At 67.1% G+C, this 16,255-nt stretch carries 13 protein-coding genes; 6 read left to right on the forward strand and 7 right to left on the reverse strand.

All coding sequences use genetic code 11. From position 1 onward, the window contains the following. The first annotated feature begins 76 nt into the window (after positions 1-76). Positions 77-4,615 carry a glutamate synthase large subunit gene (gene gltB / locus RM543_RS02725; protein WP_311689360.1) on the forward strand — a complete coding sequence of 1,513 codons (4,539 nt, stop codon included), beginning with the start codon at positions 77-79 and terminating at the stop codon, positions 4,613-4,615. A 170-nt stretch (positions 4,616-4,785) separates the two neighbouring features. Here gltB and RM543_RS02730 read toward each other — a convergent pair whose 3' ends face one another. The 3 genes from RM543_RS02730 to RM543_RS02740 form a co-directional block, all read right to left on the reverse strand. Then, positions 4,786-6,156 carry a glutamate--cysteine ligase gene (locus RM543_RS02730; protein WP_311689361.1) on the reverse strand — a complete coding sequence of 457 codons (1,371 nt, stop codon included), beginning with the start codon at positions 6,154-6,156 and terminating at the stop codon, positions 4,786-4,788. Positions 6,157-6,193: 37 nt separating this feature from the next. After that, positions 6,194-6,730 (reverse strand): hypothetical protein, encoded by a 537-nt coding sequence (locus RM543_RS02735; RefSeq protein ID WP_311689362.1) that lies wholly within the window; start codon positions 6,728-6,730, stop codon positions 6,194-6,196. Between the two features lie 82 nt (positions 6,731-6,812). Then, positions 6,813-7,538: a 16S rRNA (uracil(1498)-N(3))-methyltransferase gene (locus RM543_RS02740; RefSeq protein WP_311689363.1), complete on the reverse strand. Its 726-nt coding sequence runs from the start codon at positions 7,536-7,538 to the stop codon at positions 6,813-6,815. Between the two features lie 48 nt (positions 7,539-7,586). On the opposite strand from RM543_RS02740, the gene ubiA reads away from it, so the two are divergent. From ubiA to RM543_RS02755, 3 genes are all read left to right on the forward strand, one after another. Beyond that, complete coding sequence (gene ubiA, locus RM543_RS02745; protein ID WP_311689364.1) at positions 7,587-8,555, forward strand: 4-hydroxybenzoate octaprenyltransferase; 969 nt, start codon at positions 7,587-7,589, stop codon at positions 8,553-8,555. A 120-nt stretch (positions 8,556-8,675) separates the two neighbouring features. Next, positions 8,676-10,616 (forward strand): OmpA family protein, encoded by a 1,941-nt coding sequence (locus RM543_RS02750; RefSeq protein WP_311689365.1) that lies wholly within the window; start codon positions 8,676-8,678, stop codon positions 10,614-10,616. Beyond that, positions 10,613-10,939, forward strand: a complete 327-nt coding sequence (locus RM543_RS02755) for a hypothetical protein (protein ID WP_116086172.1) — start codon at positions 10,613-10,615, stop codon at positions 10,937-10,939. Before RM543_RS02750 ends, RM543_RS02755 begins: the two co-directional genes overlap by 4 nt. A 4-nt stretch (positions 10,940-10,943) precedes the next feature. Here RM543_RS02755 and RM543_RS02760 read toward each other — a convergent pair whose 3' ends face one another. The 3 genes from RM543_RS02760 to pgsA are packed head-to-tail and all read right to left on the reverse strand — an operon-like array spanning position 10,944 to position 12,258. Beyond that, positions 10,944-11,384 (reverse strand): molybdenum cofactor biosynthesis protein MoaE, encoded by a 441-nt coding sequence (locus RM543_RS02760; RefSeq protein WP_311689366.1) that lies wholly within the window; start codon positions 11,382-11,384, stop codon positions 10,944-10,946. Positions 11,385-11,390: 6 nt separating this feature from the next. After that, positions 11,391-11,642, reverse strand: coding sequence for a molybdopterin converting factor subunit 1 (gene moaD / locus RM543_RS02765; RefSeq protein WP_311689367.1), 252 nt, complete (start codon positions 11,640-11,642; stop codon positions 11,391-11,393). A gap of 4 nt (positions 11,643-11,646) precedes the next feature. Continuing rightward, positions 11,647-12,258: a CDP-diacylglycerol--glycerol-3-phosphate 3-phosphatidyltransferase gene (gene pgsA / locus RM543_RS02770; protein WP_311689368.1), complete on the reverse strand. Its 612-nt coding sequence runs from the start codon at positions 12,256-12,258 to the stop codon at positions 11,647-11,649. A 166-nt stretch (positions 12,259-12,424) separates the two neighbouring features. Between pgsA and RM543_RS02775 the strand changes: the two genes are divergently transcribed. Next, positions 12,425-13,327, forward strand: a complete 903-nt coding sequence (locus RM543_RS02775) for a LysR family transcriptional regulator (RefSeq protein WP_311689369.1) — start codon at positions 12,425-12,427, stop codon at positions 13,325-13,327. Between the two features lie 182 nt (positions 13,328-13,509). On the opposite strand, the gene RM543_RS02780 is transcribed toward RM543_RS02775, so the two are convergent. After that, entirely contained in the window at positions 13,510-14,499 is a 990-nt protein-coding gene (locus tag RM543_RS02780; protein ID WP_311689370.1) for an OmpA family protein, read from the reverse strand. Between the two features lie 206 nt (positions 14,500-14,705). Here RM543_RS02780 and RM543_RS02785 point away from each other — a divergent pair, with 206 nt between their 5' ends. Then, a complete protein-coding gene (locus tag RM543_RS02785) occupies positions 14,706-16,175 on the forward strand; it encodes an ABC transporter substrate-binding protein (protein ID WP_311689371.1) in 1,470 nt (489 codons plus the stop codon). The last annotated feature ends 80 nt before the right edge of the window (positions 16,176-16,255 follow it).

Below are 16,255 nucleotides of genomic sequence, written 5' to 3' on the forward strand. Positions count from 1 at the left end.
TTCGCTGGCGACCACGCAAGACGGACCGAAGCAGAGACGTTCGCGACGTTCGATCCGACATTGGAAGGAGCCTGACATGAGCCACTTCGATCAATCCTGGGTCGAGACCGAGAGCGAAAAGCGCGCTCGCATGGCCGAGAAGAGCCTCTGGCGCCCGGAGCACGAGCACAGCTCCTGCGGCGTCGGTCTCGTCGTCTCCATCGACGGCTCCCGCTCCCGCGACGTGGTCCAGAAGGGTATCGACGCGCTGAAGGCGATCTGGCACCGCGGCGCGGTGGATGCCGACGGCAAGACCGGCGACGGCGCGGGCATCCACGTCCAGATTCCCGTCGCCTTCTTCCAGGATCAGATCCGCCGCACGGGCCACGAGCCGCACGAGGATCAGATGATCGCCGTGGGACAGGTCTTCCTGCCGCGCACCGACTTCGCCGCGCAGGAAGTTTGCCGGACCATCGTCGAGGCCGAGGTCCTGCGGATGGGCTATTACATCTACGGCTGGCGCCACGTCCCCGTGGAGATCGGCTGTCTCGGCGAGAAGGCCAACGCCACGCGGCCCGAGATCGAGCAGATCCTCATCTCCAACTCCAAGCACGTGGACGAGGAAACGTTCGAGCGGGAACTCTACGTCATTCGCCGCCGGATCGAGAAGGCGGCCGCCGCGGCCCGCGTCCACGATCTCTACATCTGCTCGCTGTCCTGCCGCTCGCTGATCTACAAGGGCATGATGCTCGCCGAGCAGGTGGCGGAGTTCTATCCCGACCTTCTCGACGAGCGCTTCGAGAGCGCCTTCGCGATCTACCACCAGCGCTACTCGACCAACACGTTCCCGCAATGGTGGCTCGCGCAGCCGTTCCGGATGCTCGCGCATAACGGCGAGATCAACACGCTCAAGGGCAACGTGAACTGGATGCGCAGCCACGAGATCCGAATGGCCTCCGGCACGTTCGGGGACCTCGCTGAGGACATCAAGCCGATCATTCCGGGCGGCTCCTCCGACAGCGCCGCGCTCGATTCGGTGTTCGAGGTGCTGGTTCGCGCCGGCCGCTCGGCCCCCATGGCCAAGACGATGCTGGTGCCCGAGAGCTGGTCCAAGCAGGCGGTCGAGCTGCCCCAGGCGTGGCGCGACATGTACTCCTACGTGAACTCGGTCATGGAGCCGTGGGACGGTCCGGCCGCGCTCGCGATGACCGATGGCCGCTGGGTCTGCGGCGGTCTCGACCGCAACGGCCTGCGCCCCATGCGCTACGTCGTGACCGGGGACGGCATCCTGATCGCGGGCTCAGAGGTCGGCATGGTGCCGACGGACGAGGCGACCGTGGTCGAGAAGGGCGCGCTCGGCCCCGGCCAGATGATCGCCGTGGACATGACCGAGGGCAAACTCTTCCGCGACGAGGAGATCAAGGACACCCTCGCCGCCGCGCAGCCCTTCGGCGAGTGGGTCGGGAAGATCAACGAGCTGGACGAGACGCTGGCCGAGGTCGAGGAGAATCCGATCTTCGAGGGCGCGGACCTGCGCCGCCGCCAGCTCGCCGCGGGCTACACCATCGAGGAACTGGAGCAGATCCTGGCCCCGATGGCCGAGGACGCCAAGGAGAGCATCGCCTCCATGGGCGACGACACGCCCTCGGCTGTCCTGTCCGAGAAGTACCGCCCGCTCAGCCACTTCTTCCGGCAGAGCTTCAGCCAGGTCACCAACCCGCCGATCGACAGCCTGCGCGAGTTCCGCGTCATGAGCCTGAAGACGCGGTTCGGAAACCTCAAGAACGTGCTGGACGAGAGCTCGGCCCAGACAGAGATCATCGTCCTCGACAGCCCCTTCGTCGGCAACTCGCAATTCGACCGGCTGGTCGAGATGTTCTCCTCCGAGATGGTCGAGATCGACTGTACGTTCCCCGCCGGCGGTGGCGCGGGCGAGTTGCGTCGCCACCTCGACCGGATCCGCTCCGAGGCGGAGGATGCCGTGCGCTCCGGCGCCGGGCACCTCGTCCTGACCGACCACGCACAGGGCGAGGAGCGCGTCGCGATGCCGATGATCCTCGCGACGAGCGCGGTGCATTCGTGGCTGACGGCGAAGGGCCTCCGCACCTTCACCTCCGTGAACGTGCGCTCCGCCGAGTGCATCGATCCGCATTACTTCGCCGTGCTGGTCGGCTGCGGCGCCACGACGGTGAACGCCTACCTCGCCGAGGACAGTCTCGCGGACCGGATCGGACGCGGGCTACTCGACATGACCCTGACCGAAGCGGTCGGGCGCTACCGCAAGGCCATCGACCAGGGCCTTCTGAAGATCATGGCGAAGATGGGGATCTCGGTGATCTCCTCCTATCGCGGCGGTCTGAACTTCGAGGCGGTGGGCCTCTCGCGCGCGATGGTCGCCGAGTTCTTCCCCGGCATGCTCTCCCGCATCAGCGGCATCGGCGTGGCCGGGATCCAGCGCAAGGTGGAGGCGGTGCACCGCCTCGGCTTCGGTGGCGGCTCGGACATCCTTCCCATCGGCGGCTTCTACAAGTCCCGCCGGTCGGGGGAGACGCATGCCTGGGAAGCGACGACGATGCACATGCTGCAATCGGCCTGCGACCGCGCCTCCTTCGAACTCTGGAAGCAGTACTCCGCGAAGATCCGCGCGACCGCACCGATCCACCTGAGGGACCTTCTCGACTTCAAGCCGCTCGGCAAGCCGGTCGCGCTCGACGAGGTCGAGAGCATCACCTCGATCCGCAAGCGCTTCGTGACGCCGGGCATGTCCCTGGGCGCGCTGTCTCCCGAGGCCCACAAGACGCTGAACGTCGCGATGAACCGCATCGGAGCCAAGTCCGACAGCGGCGAGGGCGGCGAGGATCCGGCGCATTTCGTGCCCGAGGCGAACGGGGACAACCCCTCCGCCAAGATCAAGCAGGTCGCGTCCGGCCGCTTCGGCGTGACGGCGGAGTACCTCAACCAGTGCGAGGAACTGGAGATCAAGGTCGCACAGGGCGCCAAGCCCGGCGAGGGTGGCCAGCTCCCGGGGATGAAGGTCACGAAGCTGATCGCCAAGCTGCGGCATTCGACTCCGGGGGTCATGCTGATCTCCCCGCCGCCGCACCACGACATCTACTCCATCGAGGACCTTGCGCAGCTCATCTACGACCTCAAGCAGATCAACCCGCGCTGCAAGGTCACGGTGAAACTCGTCGCCTCGTCCGGGGTCGGCACGATCGCGGCGGGCGTGGCCAAGGCGAAGGCGGACGTCATTCTCATCTCGGGCCATAACGGCGGCACGGGGGCGTCGCCGGCGACCTCGATCAAGTATGCCGGCCTGCCGTGGGAAATGGGCCTGACCGAGGCGCACCAGGTCCTCGCGATGAACAACCTGCGCTCCCGCGTGACACTGCGCACCGATGGCGGCCTGCGCACCGGGCGGGACATCGTGATGGCGGCGATGATGGGCGCCGAGGAATACGGCATCGGCACCGCTGCGCTCATCGCCATGGGCTGCATCATGGTCCGGCAGTGTCAGTCGAACACCTGCCCGGTGGGGGTCTGCACACAGGACGAGCGGCTGCGGTCGAAGTTCACCGGCAACGCGGACAAGGTGGTGAACCTCATCACCTTCTACGCCCAGGAGGTGCGCGAGGTGCTCGCGTCCATCGGTGCGCGCAGCCTCGATGACGTGATCGGGCGGGCGGATCTTCTGACCCAGGTCAGCCGCGGCTCCGCCCATCTCGACGATCTGGACCTCAACCCGCTCCTGATCACCGTCGACGGCGCCAAGGACATCACCTACGACCGGACGCGCGCGCGCAACCCGGTGATGGACACGCTCGACGCCGCTATCGTCAAGGATGCCGCCCGCTTCCTCGAGGACGGTGAGAAGATGCAGCTCTCCTACGCGGTGCAGAACACGCAGCGCACGGTGGGCACGCGTGTCTCCAGCCACATCGTCCGCAAGTTCGGGATGCGCAATTCGCTCCAGCCGGACCACCTGACGGTCAAGCTCAAGGGCAGCGCGGGCCAGTCCCTCGGCGCGTTCGGCGCGCCGGGCCTCAAGATCGTGGTCGAGGGCGATGCCAACGACTATGTCGGCAAGGGTCTGTCCGGCGGCACGGTCGTGGTGCGTCCGGCGATGAACTCTCCCCTGAAGGCGGACGAGAACGTCATCATCGGCAATACCGTGCTTTACGGGGCGACTGAGGGCGTCCTCTTCGCCTCCGGCCGGGCCGGCGAGCGCTTCGCGGTCCGCAACTCCGGCGCCCACGTGGTGATCGAGGGCTGCGGCTCCAACGGCTGCGAGTACATGACCGGCGGGATCGCCGTGATCCTCGGCGGGATCGGGGCCAACTTCGGCGCCGGCATGACCGGCGGGATGGCGTATCTCTACGATCCGAAGGGCGAGGCGCAGGCCATGATGAACATGGAAACGCTGGTCACGTGCCCGGTAACGGTTGCCGAATGGGAGGCCGAACTCAAGGGCCTCATCGAGCGCCACCAGCTCGAGACCGGCAGTCAGCGGGCCGGGGAGATCCTGCGTCACTGGAGCGACGAGCTGCCGAACTTCCTGCAGGTCTGCCCGAAGGAAATGCTGGTTCACATTCCGCACCCGCTGTCGCTCGAGCAGGGCGCGATCCCCGCGGAGTGAGCGGCCCGGAGACCGTGCGTTCGATTGCATGACGAACAATCCCCCCGCAGGCAGCTGCGGGGGGATTTTTTATCAGGGGGGGGGGAGGTGCCGGCCGCCTGGGCCGGGGTGTGTGCCGCCGCCCCGCCGCCGCCAACCAGTGAAGCGGGCGGCGTGCGGGCGTCGGCGCCCTAGTAGCTGTGCTCGGCGTAGATGCGGGACAGATCGCCGTCCCAGGGGCCCTCGTATTCCGCCAGAAGCTCGTCCGCCGGCGTGCGGCCCGTCTCGACGCTTTCGCGCAGGGCATTGAGGAAATGCGTTTCGTCGGGAATGAGCCCGCCCGAGCCGGTCCTGCCGCGGGCGCGCAGGCCCCCTTCGGCGATGTCCACGGCGGCGCGCGCCAGGTCGTGCAGCTTGACGCCGTTCGCCTCGCCCTGGAGGCCGTCGACCGACGCCGCGATGCGCAGGGCCTGCCGCGTCTCCTCGTCGAGGTCCTTCACGAGATCCCAAGCCGCATCGAGAGCGCCCTGGTCGTAGAGAAGGCCGACCCAGAATGCGGGCAGCGCGCAGAGCCGCCGCCACGGGCCGCCATCGGCCCCGCGCATCTCGATGAACTTCTTGAGGCGGACCTCGGGGAAAAGCGTCGTCAGATGGTCGGCCCAGTCCGACAGGGTCGGCTTCTCGCCCGGCAGCGCCGGCAGCTCGCCCTTCAGGAAATCGCGGAAGGACTGGCCGAGCGCGTCGATATACTGTCCGTCGCGATAGACGAAGTACATCGGCACATCGAGCGCGTAATCCGCATAGGCCTCGAAGCCGAAGCCTTCGTCGAAGGCAAAGGGCAGCATTCCGGTCCGCGCGGGGTCGAGGTCCCGCCAGATTCGGCTCCGCCAGCTCTTGTGCCCGTTGGGCTGCCCATCGAAGAACGGTGAATTCGCGAAGAGCGCGGTGGCGACCGGCTGAAGCGCGAGGCCGACGCGCATCTTGCGGACCATGTCGGCTTCGGAGGCGAAGTCGAGATTCACCTGAACCGTGCAGGTGCGATACATCATCTGCGTGCCGTGCGTGCCGACCTCGCCCATGTAGCGGGTCATCAGCTTGTAGCGGCCCTTGGGCATCATGTGCATCTGTTCGTGCGCCCACTCGGGCGCGGCGCCGAGGCCGATGAAGCCGATGCCGATCTCGTCAGCCACGCTCTTCACCTGCGCGAGGTGATCGTTCACCTCGTCGCAGGTCTCGTGGATGGTGCGGAGCGGCGCGCCGGACAGCTCGAACTGCCCGCCCGGCTCGAGGGAGACGTTTGCGCCGTCCTTCTCCAGCCCGATGAGCTTTCCGGCCTCCTCGACCGGGGACCAGCCGAAGCGGTCCCGCAGGCCCTCCAGCATGGCACGGATGGAGCGGTCGCCCTCGTAGGGCAGGGGCAGGTGATTGTCCCGGCAATAGCCGAACTTCTCGTGCTCGGTACCGATGCGCCAGTCGTCCTTCGGCTTGCAACCTGATTCGAGATAGGACGCGAGCTGGTCGAAGGACTCGATCGGTCCGCCCCCGGATTGTGGTATGGACATGACGCGCAGCTCCCGGGTCGTCGCGATGGCTAGGGTCCTAGGTGTCCCGCCCGATCCGGTTCGTCAAGGTATGGTCGGACCTGCGCCACAGTACAACGCGCTCGGCAAGGGGCTCGCCCGGCACCCGGGAGAGGCGCCGCGCATCCATGCCGGGCAGCGCGATGAGGGCATCGTAGAGCGATTCCGCCCCCGCCGCGGCGAGCGGAACGAGGAGGGCCTGTCCGTCCGTCTGCCTGATGCGCCAGCACCGCATCCCCTGAACCATCAGCGCCTGCACCTCGGCGATGTCCGACAGGTCGATGGATGCGCCCGCATTCGGCCCGTAATAGGAGACGCGTCCTTCAACGACCTCCACCACTCCCTGCGCCGAGACCTCCGGGCGGAATCCCAGCCGCCGCCATGCCGCGACGGCGAGGGCGACGGCCGCGGCGATGGCGACGATTCCGAGCGGGGCAAGGATGTATCCCCCGAGCCAGACGAGCCAGAGGCCGAAGAGGGCGACCCCGGCGAGGGCGATCAGCTCTCGGTATCGGATGAGGGCCCTCTTGATGTCGGGGCGGATCAGGCGGGGCATGGGGCACCCTTCTGCAAGACTAGGGACCGGGCGGCGCCGACCCCCGCGGCGGCCCCCCGGCTGGCCACTTCGTAAAAGAGGGTCATGTCCAGTCCCCGAGCGTGCTTTGCCAAAGGGTCAGCGCGGCGACGGCGGCGGTGTCGGCCCTCAGGATGCGGGGACCGAGGCGAACGGGGACGGCGCTGCCCAGACCGGCCAGTCGCGCGCGCTCCGCCTCCGAGAACCCGCCCTCCGGCCCGATCACGATGGCCCAGGGGGCGCCGCGCTCCGCGTCCGGCAATGTGCCCGTGCCGCCCTCCGCCAAGGCTTCGTCGCAGAACATGAGGCGCCGTTCCGTCGGCCAGTCCGCCAGAAGATTGGATAGGCGCACCGGCTCGGCCACCTCGGGGACGAACGTGCCGCCGCACTGCTCCGCCGCCTCGACGGCATGGGCCTGAAGCCGGTCCGTCCGCACGCGCTCGGAGGCGGTGAAGTCGGTCAGGACAGGGACGATTCGGGCGGCGCCCATCTCGGCCGCCTTCTCGACGATGAAATCGGTCCGCGCCTTCTTGATCGGGGCGAACAGAAGCCAGAGATCGGGCGGGCGCCGGAGAGGCCGCGTCTGCTTTTCGATCAGGAGCGACCCACCGCGCTTGTTCGCCTCCGTCACGCGCGCCAGCCACTCCCCGCTCTGCCCGTCGAAGACCAGCAGCTCGGCCCCCGCGCTCATCCGCATCACCGCGAACAGGTAGTTTGCCTGCGGCTTTTCGAGGGGAACGGTTTGTCCCGCCCCAAGCGGGCGGTCTAGATAGAGGCGAACCTTCGGCATCCCGTCCCCTTTCCCGGTGGCGGCCCTTTGAAAGACGGAACGGACCCTATGACCGACACCGCCGAGACGCCAGAGACCGCCGGACATGTGGCGGACAGCTTCAAGGGCCACTGGGTCAACACCCGCGCCCCGGCGGCCTGGCGGCCCTACCTGCGCATGGCGCGGATCGACCGGCCGATCGGCTGGTGGCTCCTTCTCCTTCCGTGCTGGTGGGGGACGCTGACGGCGGCCCTTGCGACCGGGTTCCGCCCGTTCGATCTGTGGCTCATCGGCGGCACCTTCCTCGGCGCTGTGCTGATGCGAGGCGCTGGCTGCACCTGGAACGACATCACCGACCGGCATATCGACGGCAGCGTGGCCCGCACCCGATCCCGTCCGATCCCCTCGGGGCAGGTCAGCGTGAAACAGGCCATCGTCTTCATGGCGGCGCAGGCGCTGGTCGCGCTCCTGATCCTGCTGACGCTCGGGCCGCTCGCGATTTTCCTCGGCGTTCTCTCCCTCGCTCTCGTGGCGATCTATCCATTCGCCAAGCGTTTCACATGGTGGCCGCAGGTGTTCCTCGGCCTCGCGTTCAACTGGGGTGCGCTGCTGACATGGGCGGCGCATACCGGCAGCCTGTCCCTGCCGCCGGTGCTGCTCTACCTCGCCGGCATCTCGTGGACGCTGTTCTACGACACGATCTATGCGCATCAGGATGCCGAGGACGATGCACTGATCGGCGTGAAATCGACCGCGCGGCTCTTCGGGGATCGCAGCCCGGTCTGGCTCCAGGGCTTCGCCGCGCTGGCCGTGGTCCTCATGTCCGCCGCGGTGATTCTCGCCGCCCTGCCGGACGCGTCGCCGCTGGGAATCGTGCTTGCGCTCGGGGGCGCCTGGGGCATGGGCTGGCACATGGCGTGGCAGCTCATGCGCTTCCGCCCCGAGGACGGGGACACATGCCTGATGCTCTTCCGGTCGAACCGGAATGCCGGCCTGATCCCGGTCGCAGCCTTGATCCTGGCGGTTCTGGTCCGCTAGCGATTCCGGCAGCATCTCGCTTGTGTGAGCGACCGAGAGCACATGCGACAGCGCGTTTCGTTGCTCATGGAGGCCGCGGGACCTAAACAGCGTCAGTCCGACACAACGTCCGAGAGCCCCATGCGATTCCGCTCCCTTGTGCTGATTGCCGCCGCCTTCGTCCTCGCCGGAGCATTGTCCTGGGTGTCGGCGGTCCTGGCAGCGGGAGTGATCGAGGCGCGTTCGGGCGACATGGTGGCCGAGGCATTGACCGAGTCGGGTCACGACTGGGCCGAGGTGAGCACCGATGGTCTTCAGGTGCAGCTGGTCGGAACGGCCCCCACGGAAGCCGACCGCTTCAACGCCCTGACCGTCGCAAGCCGGATGATCGATGCCTCCCGCGTGATCGATGGCATGTCCGTCGCCGCGAGCGCGCCCATCGAGGCGCCGCGCTTCTCCATCGAGATCCTGCGAAATGACGAAGGGGTCTCGATGATCGGCCTCGTGCCCGCCTCCCTGGACCGCGAAGCCCTCTCGCAGGAAGTCGCCTCCCTCGCGGGCGGTGCCGAGGTAGTGGACCTTCTGGAAACCGCCGACCATCCCGTACCCGACGGCTGGCTCCTCGCCTCGTCCTTCGGCCTCGATGCCCTTGAGCGACTGCCGCGCTCCAAGATCTCGATTTCCGCGAACCGCGTGTCGGCGACCGCGATCAGTTCCAGCGGGGCAGAGAAGCGGCGCCTCGAGAACGAGCTGAACCGCCTGGCGCCGGAGGGGGTGGAGATCGTTCTCGACATCAGCGCCCCGCGCCCCGTGATCACGCCGTTTACCCTGCGCTTCCTGATCGACCAGCGCGGCGGCGCCCGCTTCGATGCCTGCTCCGCCGATACCGAGGAGGCCCGCGCGCGCATTCTCGAAGCCGCCGCCCGCGCCGGGCTCGAGGGGGAGGCGCAGTGCACCCTCGGCCTCGGGGTGCCGACGCCGGAATGGGCCGATGCGGTTGTCCAGGGGATCGAGGCGGTGGCCAGGATCGGCGGCGGGTCCGTCACCTTCTCGGACGCCGACGTGACGTTCGTCGGCATGGAAACAACGTCCCAGTCCCTGTTCGACCGCTCCGTGGGCGAGCTCGAGAACAACCTGCCGAATGTCTTCTCCGTCGAACCCGTCCTGCCGCGACCCGAGATCAAGACCGAGGACGACGGCCCTGTCGAGTTCACGGCCACCCGCCAGCGGGACGGCGCCGTGGACCTTGCCGGACGTCTGCCGAACGAGGTCGTCCGAACCACGGTCGAGAGCTTCGCCCATGCCCGTTTCGGGATGGACGAGGTCGTCCTCGCCGCCCGGCTCGACGACACCCTCCCCGAGGAATGGCCGATCCGCGTTCTTGCCGGTCTGCAGGCGCTCGACGAACTGGCCGACGGCTCCCTCGTCGTTCGCCCGGACACGGTCCAGCTGACCGGCAATACCGGCAATCCCGATGCACGCGCCGAAATCACGCGCCTCCTTGCCGACAAGCTGGGCGAGGGGCAGAGCTTCGAGATCGACGTGACCTACCGCGAGGCACTCGATCCGCTCGCCGCGCTGCCGACGCCGCAGGAGTGCCTGGCCCGCGTGCAGGCCGCGCAGGAGGTGGAGAAGATCGCCTTCGAGCCGGGTTCGACCGACGTGTCCGGTACGTCCGTGCGGGTGCTCGACCAGATCGCCGAGACCTTGCGCGCCTGCTCCAAGGTGGAGATCCAGATCGAGATCGCCGGCCATACCGACAGCCAGGGCCGCGAGACGATGAACCTGGATCTGTCGCAGGCGCGCGCCGATTCGGTGCGGGAGGCGCTGATCTCCCGTAGGGTCATGACGTCGATGCTCACCTCCACCGGCTATGGCGAAACCCAGCCGATTGCCGATAATGACACCGCAGAGGGCCGGGAGGCCAACCGCCGCATCGAGTTCCGCATGGCGGGCGAGCCGTCCGGCGACGAAGAGGGCGGGGACGCGGAGGACGACGACAGCCCGGCGGATGACGACGCGGATGCCGAGACGGACAGCGAAAGCGGCGATGCCGCGGAAGAAACCGGAGAGACCGAGTGAACAGGACGGAATTCATCGCGACCACGGCAGTGGTCCTGTTCATCGCCTTTATCCTGGGGTGGTTCGCGTCGTGGCTCGTGCACCGGCTCACGCGCGTCACGCAGTCGGACATGGGCGAGCTCGACAAGATGGCGCAGGAACTCCACGAGGCGGAGGAAACCCGCGATCAGGCCATTACCTACATGCAGCAGCGCGAAGCCGAACTCAGCGGCCAGCTTGCACAGTCGGATGCGGAGCTCCGCGCCGCGATGGAAGGTCTGCGCGAGGCGCGGGGCGAGATCGAGGAACTGCGCGACTACATCGACCGCCAGCGCGCGAGCTGACGGGCTACCAGCGCGAGAGGGCGTCCTCGTCCGACGCCTTCGCCGCGACCCAGTCCGCCCCGTCCTGCCTCAACTCCTTCTTCCAGAAGGGGGCGCGGGACTTGAGATAATCCATGAGGAAGTCCGCCGCTTCGAACGCGGCCCTTCGATGGGCTGCGGCGGTGGCGACCATCATGATCCTCTCTCCGGGTGCCAGTCGGCCGAAGCGATGAATGACGAGGACGCCCGACAGCTGCCAGCGCGCTTCCGCGTCCTCCGCGATCGCGCTGAGCGCGCGTTCCGTCATGCCGGGATAATGCTCGATTTCCATCGCGCTCAAGCCGTGATCCGGCCGAACGATGCCGGCGAAGGTGACGATGGCGCCGGCCCCTTCCGCACCTTCGGCAAAAAGGTCCGCTTCCTGTCCGTAAGCGAACGGAGCGCTCTGCACGCGGATTTCGGCCACGGGGCCTCAGCCCCCGGTCATCGGCGGGAAGAACGCCACTTCCCGCGCGCCGGCGATAGGCGAGTCGAGCTCCGAGAGTTCCTGGTCCACGGCCACGCGGATGGCGGAGAGGTCTGCAAAGGCGGCGGCATACCGGTCCTCCTTCGCAACAAGCTGTTCGATCAGGCCGCGGACATCTCCCGCGCCGGTCTCGATGCGCTCCTTCGGAAGCCCGATCCGCTCACGGACCCAGGCGAAGTACAGAACATCGAGCGCCATTGCGTTACTCGTCCCTGAGATAGGGCCGCGCCTTGTTGAAATAGTCCCAGCCGGTGATGCCTGTCAGGACCGCGGCGACCCACATCAGCACGATTCCGACGAAGGTCGCCCAGCCCGCGGCACCATCGCCGACCCGTGCGAGGCCCACCGTCGGGCTGCCATGCTCGGAATAGGTCAGACCGGTTCCGAGAAAGATCACGCCGATGGCCACCATCTGCGCCGTCGTCTTCCACTTCGCGAGGCCCGTTACCTTCAGCGTCCCTGACTTCGATCCGAGGAACTCCCTGAGGCCGCTCACGAAGACCTCGCGGAAGAGAATCACCGTCACAGGCAGGATGAGCCACGGGTTCATTCCCGAATATCCCGTGATGACGACGATCGCGATGATGACCATCGCCTTGTCCGCGATAGGGTCCAGCATCGCACCGTAGCGGGACACCTGGCCCCATTTGCGCGCAAGATAGCCGTCCAGCCAGTCCGTCAGAGACGCGCCGATGAAGAGGGTCAGCGCCAGCCAATCCGCCCACGGGCGGTAGAAGAACAGGAACATGACCGGCACGCCGGGCGCCGCGAGCAAGCGCAGGGTAGTGAGGATATTGGGGATAGTCCATTTCATGCCCTGCAAGCTAGCGCCCGAACGCCAGTAGTAAAAGCGACCGCTTGCCGTTTCCTTGATGGATACAGGAGATGGCGTTTCCCCGATATTGTCCGCCGACTGCCGCAGTCGCGCCGGAATTCGCCGCGATCAGGGAGACAACAGACGTGCGAGGGGAGCACTTGGCATGGATCGCCTGACCGAGATGGAAGCCTTTGCCACGGTCGTGGACCAGGGAGGCTTCACCGATGCCGCCAGGAAGATGGGGATCAGCAAGTCTGCCGTCTCGAAGCACGTCTCCTCGCTGGAGACGCGGCTAGGCGCGCGTTTGCTCAATCGGACGACCCGCCGGGTAAGCCCCACCGAGATCGGGCTTCTCTACTACGACCGCGCCCGGCGGGTCCTGAACGACGCAGGGGAGGCGGACAGTATCGTGACCGCGATGCACTCGGCCCCGTCCGGGCTTCTGCGGATCTCCGTGGCGACCGATTTCGGCGTCAATCACCTGTCGCCGATCCTCGGGTCCTTCCTGCGCGCCTATCCCGACATCACAGTGAACATGGTTCTGAGCAACCGCTACGTGGAACTGGTGTCCGAAGGCTTCGACATGGCCGTGCGCATCGGCGAGGCAGAGGACAGCGCCTTGCGCGTCCAGAAGGTTGCCGGGACGACGATGCGCATGGTTGCCGCGCCGAGCTACCTGGAGAGCTTCGGCAGGCCGGACCGGATCGACGATCTGAACGAGCACAAGCTTCTGCACTACTCGAACGATTCGTCGGGCAACATGTGGACGCTGACCGCGCCGTCCGGGGAGAAGCGCCAGATCCGGACCGCCGGCTGGCTGACCGTCAACGACGGGCAATCGCTTCTGAACGCCGCGATCTCCGGCCTCGGGATCGCCTACCTGCCGAGTTTCCTCTTCGCCGACGCGATGCGGGAGGGGGCGGTCGAGGATGCAATGCCCGATCTGCCGCAGGAGACACTCGGCATCCATGCCGCCTATCCGCCCGGTCGCTGCACCCAGCCCAAGGTCCGCGCCTTCATAGACTTCCTCGTCGAGAGCTTCGCGGACAGGGATGAAGACTGGTAGGCGGACGCGGCTGCCGTGATCGCAAGATTTCAATTCGTCCGGCCGTGCGATCGGTCAGGAGCATGACGGCACAGACTGCGCGGCTCGGGAATTCCCCCGGACCCGTCACAGCCAACCTGCGCCGACACTGCGCCGCGAGCCTCTGTCTCTCCCGGGAAGACCCGAGCTTTCGGTTGGCCCCCTCAGCCGCCGGCCGACGCGACGGCTTCCACTCGCCTGTTGAGCTGGCGTCCCGCTTCGCTGTCGTTGCTCGTGAGCGGGGACAGGTAGCCAACACCCTCAGCCCTCAGCCGGTTCGCGGCGATTCCGAAGCCGTCTATCAGGCGCTGGCGCACCGCCTCGGCACGTCGAGAGGACAGCGAGACGTTTCCCGCAAGCCCGCCTTCGGCATCGGTATGGCCGACGAGAACGATCTCGCGGCCGGGATTGACCGACATCCAAGAGGCAAGCGCGCCAAGAGCCTCTTCGCCGCCGGCTCCGAGGTCCGCCGAGCCCGTTGCGAATGTCAGACCGGCCAGAACGGCACGCCCCGCGCCGGCAAGGGACGCGGCGACATCTTCCTCGGTGCCGGCGGGGGGCGCCGCGAGAACCATGCCTTCAGCGCCGGATACCGCCTCCGACGCCGGTCCGGAGGGCAGGGGAGACTTCGTGGATGCGACCGTCCGGGGTGTGCTTTCCCCCTCTGGCGCGACCGTGGTCACCTGAATGAATCCGCGCCCGGCGGATCGGCTCACCAGAAGCGTCATGTACTGCGCCTCACCCCTCCTTGCCGCGAGGAACCGGTAGTCCCCGAGGTCGACATGCATGTCCGGCTCCGGCGCTACCTCGGTCGCATAGCGGAAGTCGAAGCCGCCGCAGGCCCTCGCCTCGCAGCGGAAGAGAACGTCCCAGCCGCCCTCCTGAAGCTGGCTGACGAGCGGGGCCATGAGCGCCATCGTGGTGCGACCGGGCGCATCCACCTGCCAGACCTTGCGGGACACCTCCCCCTCGGCGCGCAGCGTATCCATTCCGTCGGAACGCCATGGGGAAACCGGGACCTCGTAGCTTCCCAGCGGCTCTCCCGTCTCGGCGACCATGCGGGACACGGGCGGAAGCTCCAGCGGATCTTGCGCGACCGACGCGGTCGCGAAGAGGGAGACGAACAGGACAAGTATGAGGCGGAGTTGGGTCATGAGCTCAGGTCGTGTGGAACGTCGATTATCCCACCAACGCGTTAAGACACCGTTAGTGCCGATCATGACACCGACATTGCCAACCTGTGACCGATCCGCCCCACGACGAAACAATGCATTTTCCTTCGGTGGGGGCTGGGAAACCCGACGTCACTCCCTGTATGACTTGGCACCGACAGGTCCAGATCCCGGAAAGACCAGCGATGATGCAGACCCTGAGGCTCGCCGCCGCTTCCCTCGCCCTCGCCGCTTCGTCGGCCATGGCACAGCAGACGGATATCAGCGTCGGCATGGTTCTCGAACCCCCCAACCTCGATCCGACATCCGGCGCAGCCGCGGCGATCGACGAGGTGGTCTACGCGAACGTGTTCGAGGGGCTGACGCGGTTCGGCTCCGATGGCGAGATCCTGCCCGCCCTCGCGAAAAGCTGGGATGTGAGCGAGGGTGGAACGGTCTACACCTTCCATCTGCAGGAAGGCGTGGTTTTCCATGACGGCACGGACATGACCGCCGAGGATGTCGTCTTCACGCTGGACCGGGCCCGCGCGGAGGATTCCAGCAATGCCCAGCCCCAGCTCTTTGCCGGTATCGAGACTGTCGAGGCAGTGGATCCTGCCACCGTCCGGGTCACGCTGAGCCAGGCAGACGGCGCGTTTCCGTTCAAGATGGCCTGGGGAGATGCTGTGATCGTCGCGCCCGAAAGCGCCGGGACCCTGGCGTCCGCCCCTGTCGGAACGGGACCTTTCGAGCTGGACGAATGGACGCAAGGCGACCGTGTGGTGCTGAAAGCCTTCGCGGATTACTGGGGCGAAGCGCCCGCACTGGACGAAGCCACCTTCCGTTTCATCCCCGACAGCAATGCAGCGCTCGCCGCGATGCTGTCCGGCGGCGTGGACGCCTTTCCGATCTTCCCCGCTCCCGAAACGCTTCTACAGTTCGAGGCGAACCCGCAGTTCGAGGCCATCATCGGCTCCACCGAGGGCGAGACGATCCTTGCGATGAACCACCGCAACCCCCCGCTGGACGATCCCCGCGTGCGCGAGGCAATCGCACACGCGATCGATCGGCAGGAGATCGTGGACGGCGCCATGTCCGGCTTCGGCATTCCGATCGGCACCCATTTCGCGCCGCACAACCCGGACTATGTCGACCTGACCGATCTCTCCGCCCATGATCCCGAGCGCGCCCGCGCACTCCTCGCCGAAGCCGGCGCTGAAGATCTGTCCCTGCGCCTGATGCTCCCCCCGCCGGGATACGCGCGTCGGGGCGGCGAGATCCTGGCCTCCCAGCTCCGCGATGTCGGAATCGAGACCCGGATCACCAATCTCGAATGGGCCCAATGGCTGGAGCAGGTCTTCAACGGTCATGACTTCGACCTGACCATCGTCTCCCACACCGAGCCGATGGACATCGATATCTATGCCCGCCCCGACTATTACTTCGGATACGACAATCCCGACTTCCAGGCCCTAATCGAAGAGCTCGAAGGCACGTCCGACGCGGAGGCCCGCTCCGGGCTTCTCGCCGAGGCGCAGCGCATGATCGCCGAGGACTACGTCGCGGGCTTCCTGTTCCAGCTGTCCAAGACCGGGGTCGCCAATGCCCGGATCGAGGGCCTCTGGGAGAATGCGCCGACACAGGCGAACGATCTGACCGGCGTCCGCTGGACGGAGTAGGGGGCGCCCTTTTTATCGGGGACCTTGGCTGCCCGGCGGACAGGCGCCGCGGGCACCACGCCCCCGGGCGGAGCGCATCC

It is taken from the genome of Tropicimonas omnivorans (assembly GCF_031846565.1).
Classification (GTDB): Bacteria; Pseudomonadota; Alphaproteobacteria; order Rhodobacterales; family Rhodobacteraceae; genus Tropicimonas_B; species Tropicimonas_B omnivorans.

Bases quoted from the DNA above. Each gene is read 5' to 3' on its own strand.
- ubiA (WP_311689364.1), top strand. From the start codon at position 7,587: ATGACCGACACCGCCGAGACGCCAGAGACCGCCGGACATGTGGCGGAC.
- RM543_RS02785 (WP_311689371.1), top strand. From the start codon at position 14,706: ATGCAGACCCTGAGGCTCGCCGCCGCTTCCCTCGCCCTCGCCGCTTCG.
- RM543_RS02750 (WP_311689365.1), top strand. From the start codon at position 8,676: ATGCGATTCCGCTCCCTTGTGCTGATTGCCGCCGCCTTCGTCCTCGCC.
- RM543_RS02735 (WP_311689362.1), bottom strand. From the start codon at position 6,730: ATGCCCCGCCTGATCCGCCCCGACATCAAGAGGGCCCTCATCCGATAC.
- RM543_RS02740 (WP_311689363.1), bottom strand. From the start codon at position 7,538: ATGCCGAAGGTTCGCCTCTATCTAGACCGCCCGCTTGGGGCGGGACAA.
- RM543_RS02775 (WP_311689369.1), top strand. From the start codon at position 12,425: ATGGATCGCCTGACCGAGATGGAAGCCTTTGCCACGGTCGTGGACCAG.
- moaD (WP_311689367.1), bottom strand. From the start codon at position 11,642: ATGGCGCTCGATGTTCTGTACTTCGCCTGGGTCCGTGAGCGGATCGGG.
- pgsA (WP_311689368.1), bottom strand. From the start codon at position 12,258: ATGAAATGGACTATCCCCAATATCCTCACTACCCTGCGCTTGCTCGCG.
- RM543_RS02730 (WP_311689361.1), bottom strand. From the start codon at position 6,156: ATGTCCATACCACAATCCGGGGGCGGACCGATCGAGTCCTTCGACCAG.
- RM543_RS02780 (WP_311689370.1), bottom strand. From the start codon at position 14,499: ATGACCCAACTCCGCCTCATACTTGTCCTGTTCGTCTCCCTCTTCGCG.
- gltB (WP_311689360.1), top strand. From the start codon at position 77: ATGAGCCACTTCGATCAATCCTGGGTCGAGACCGAGAGCGAAAAGCGC.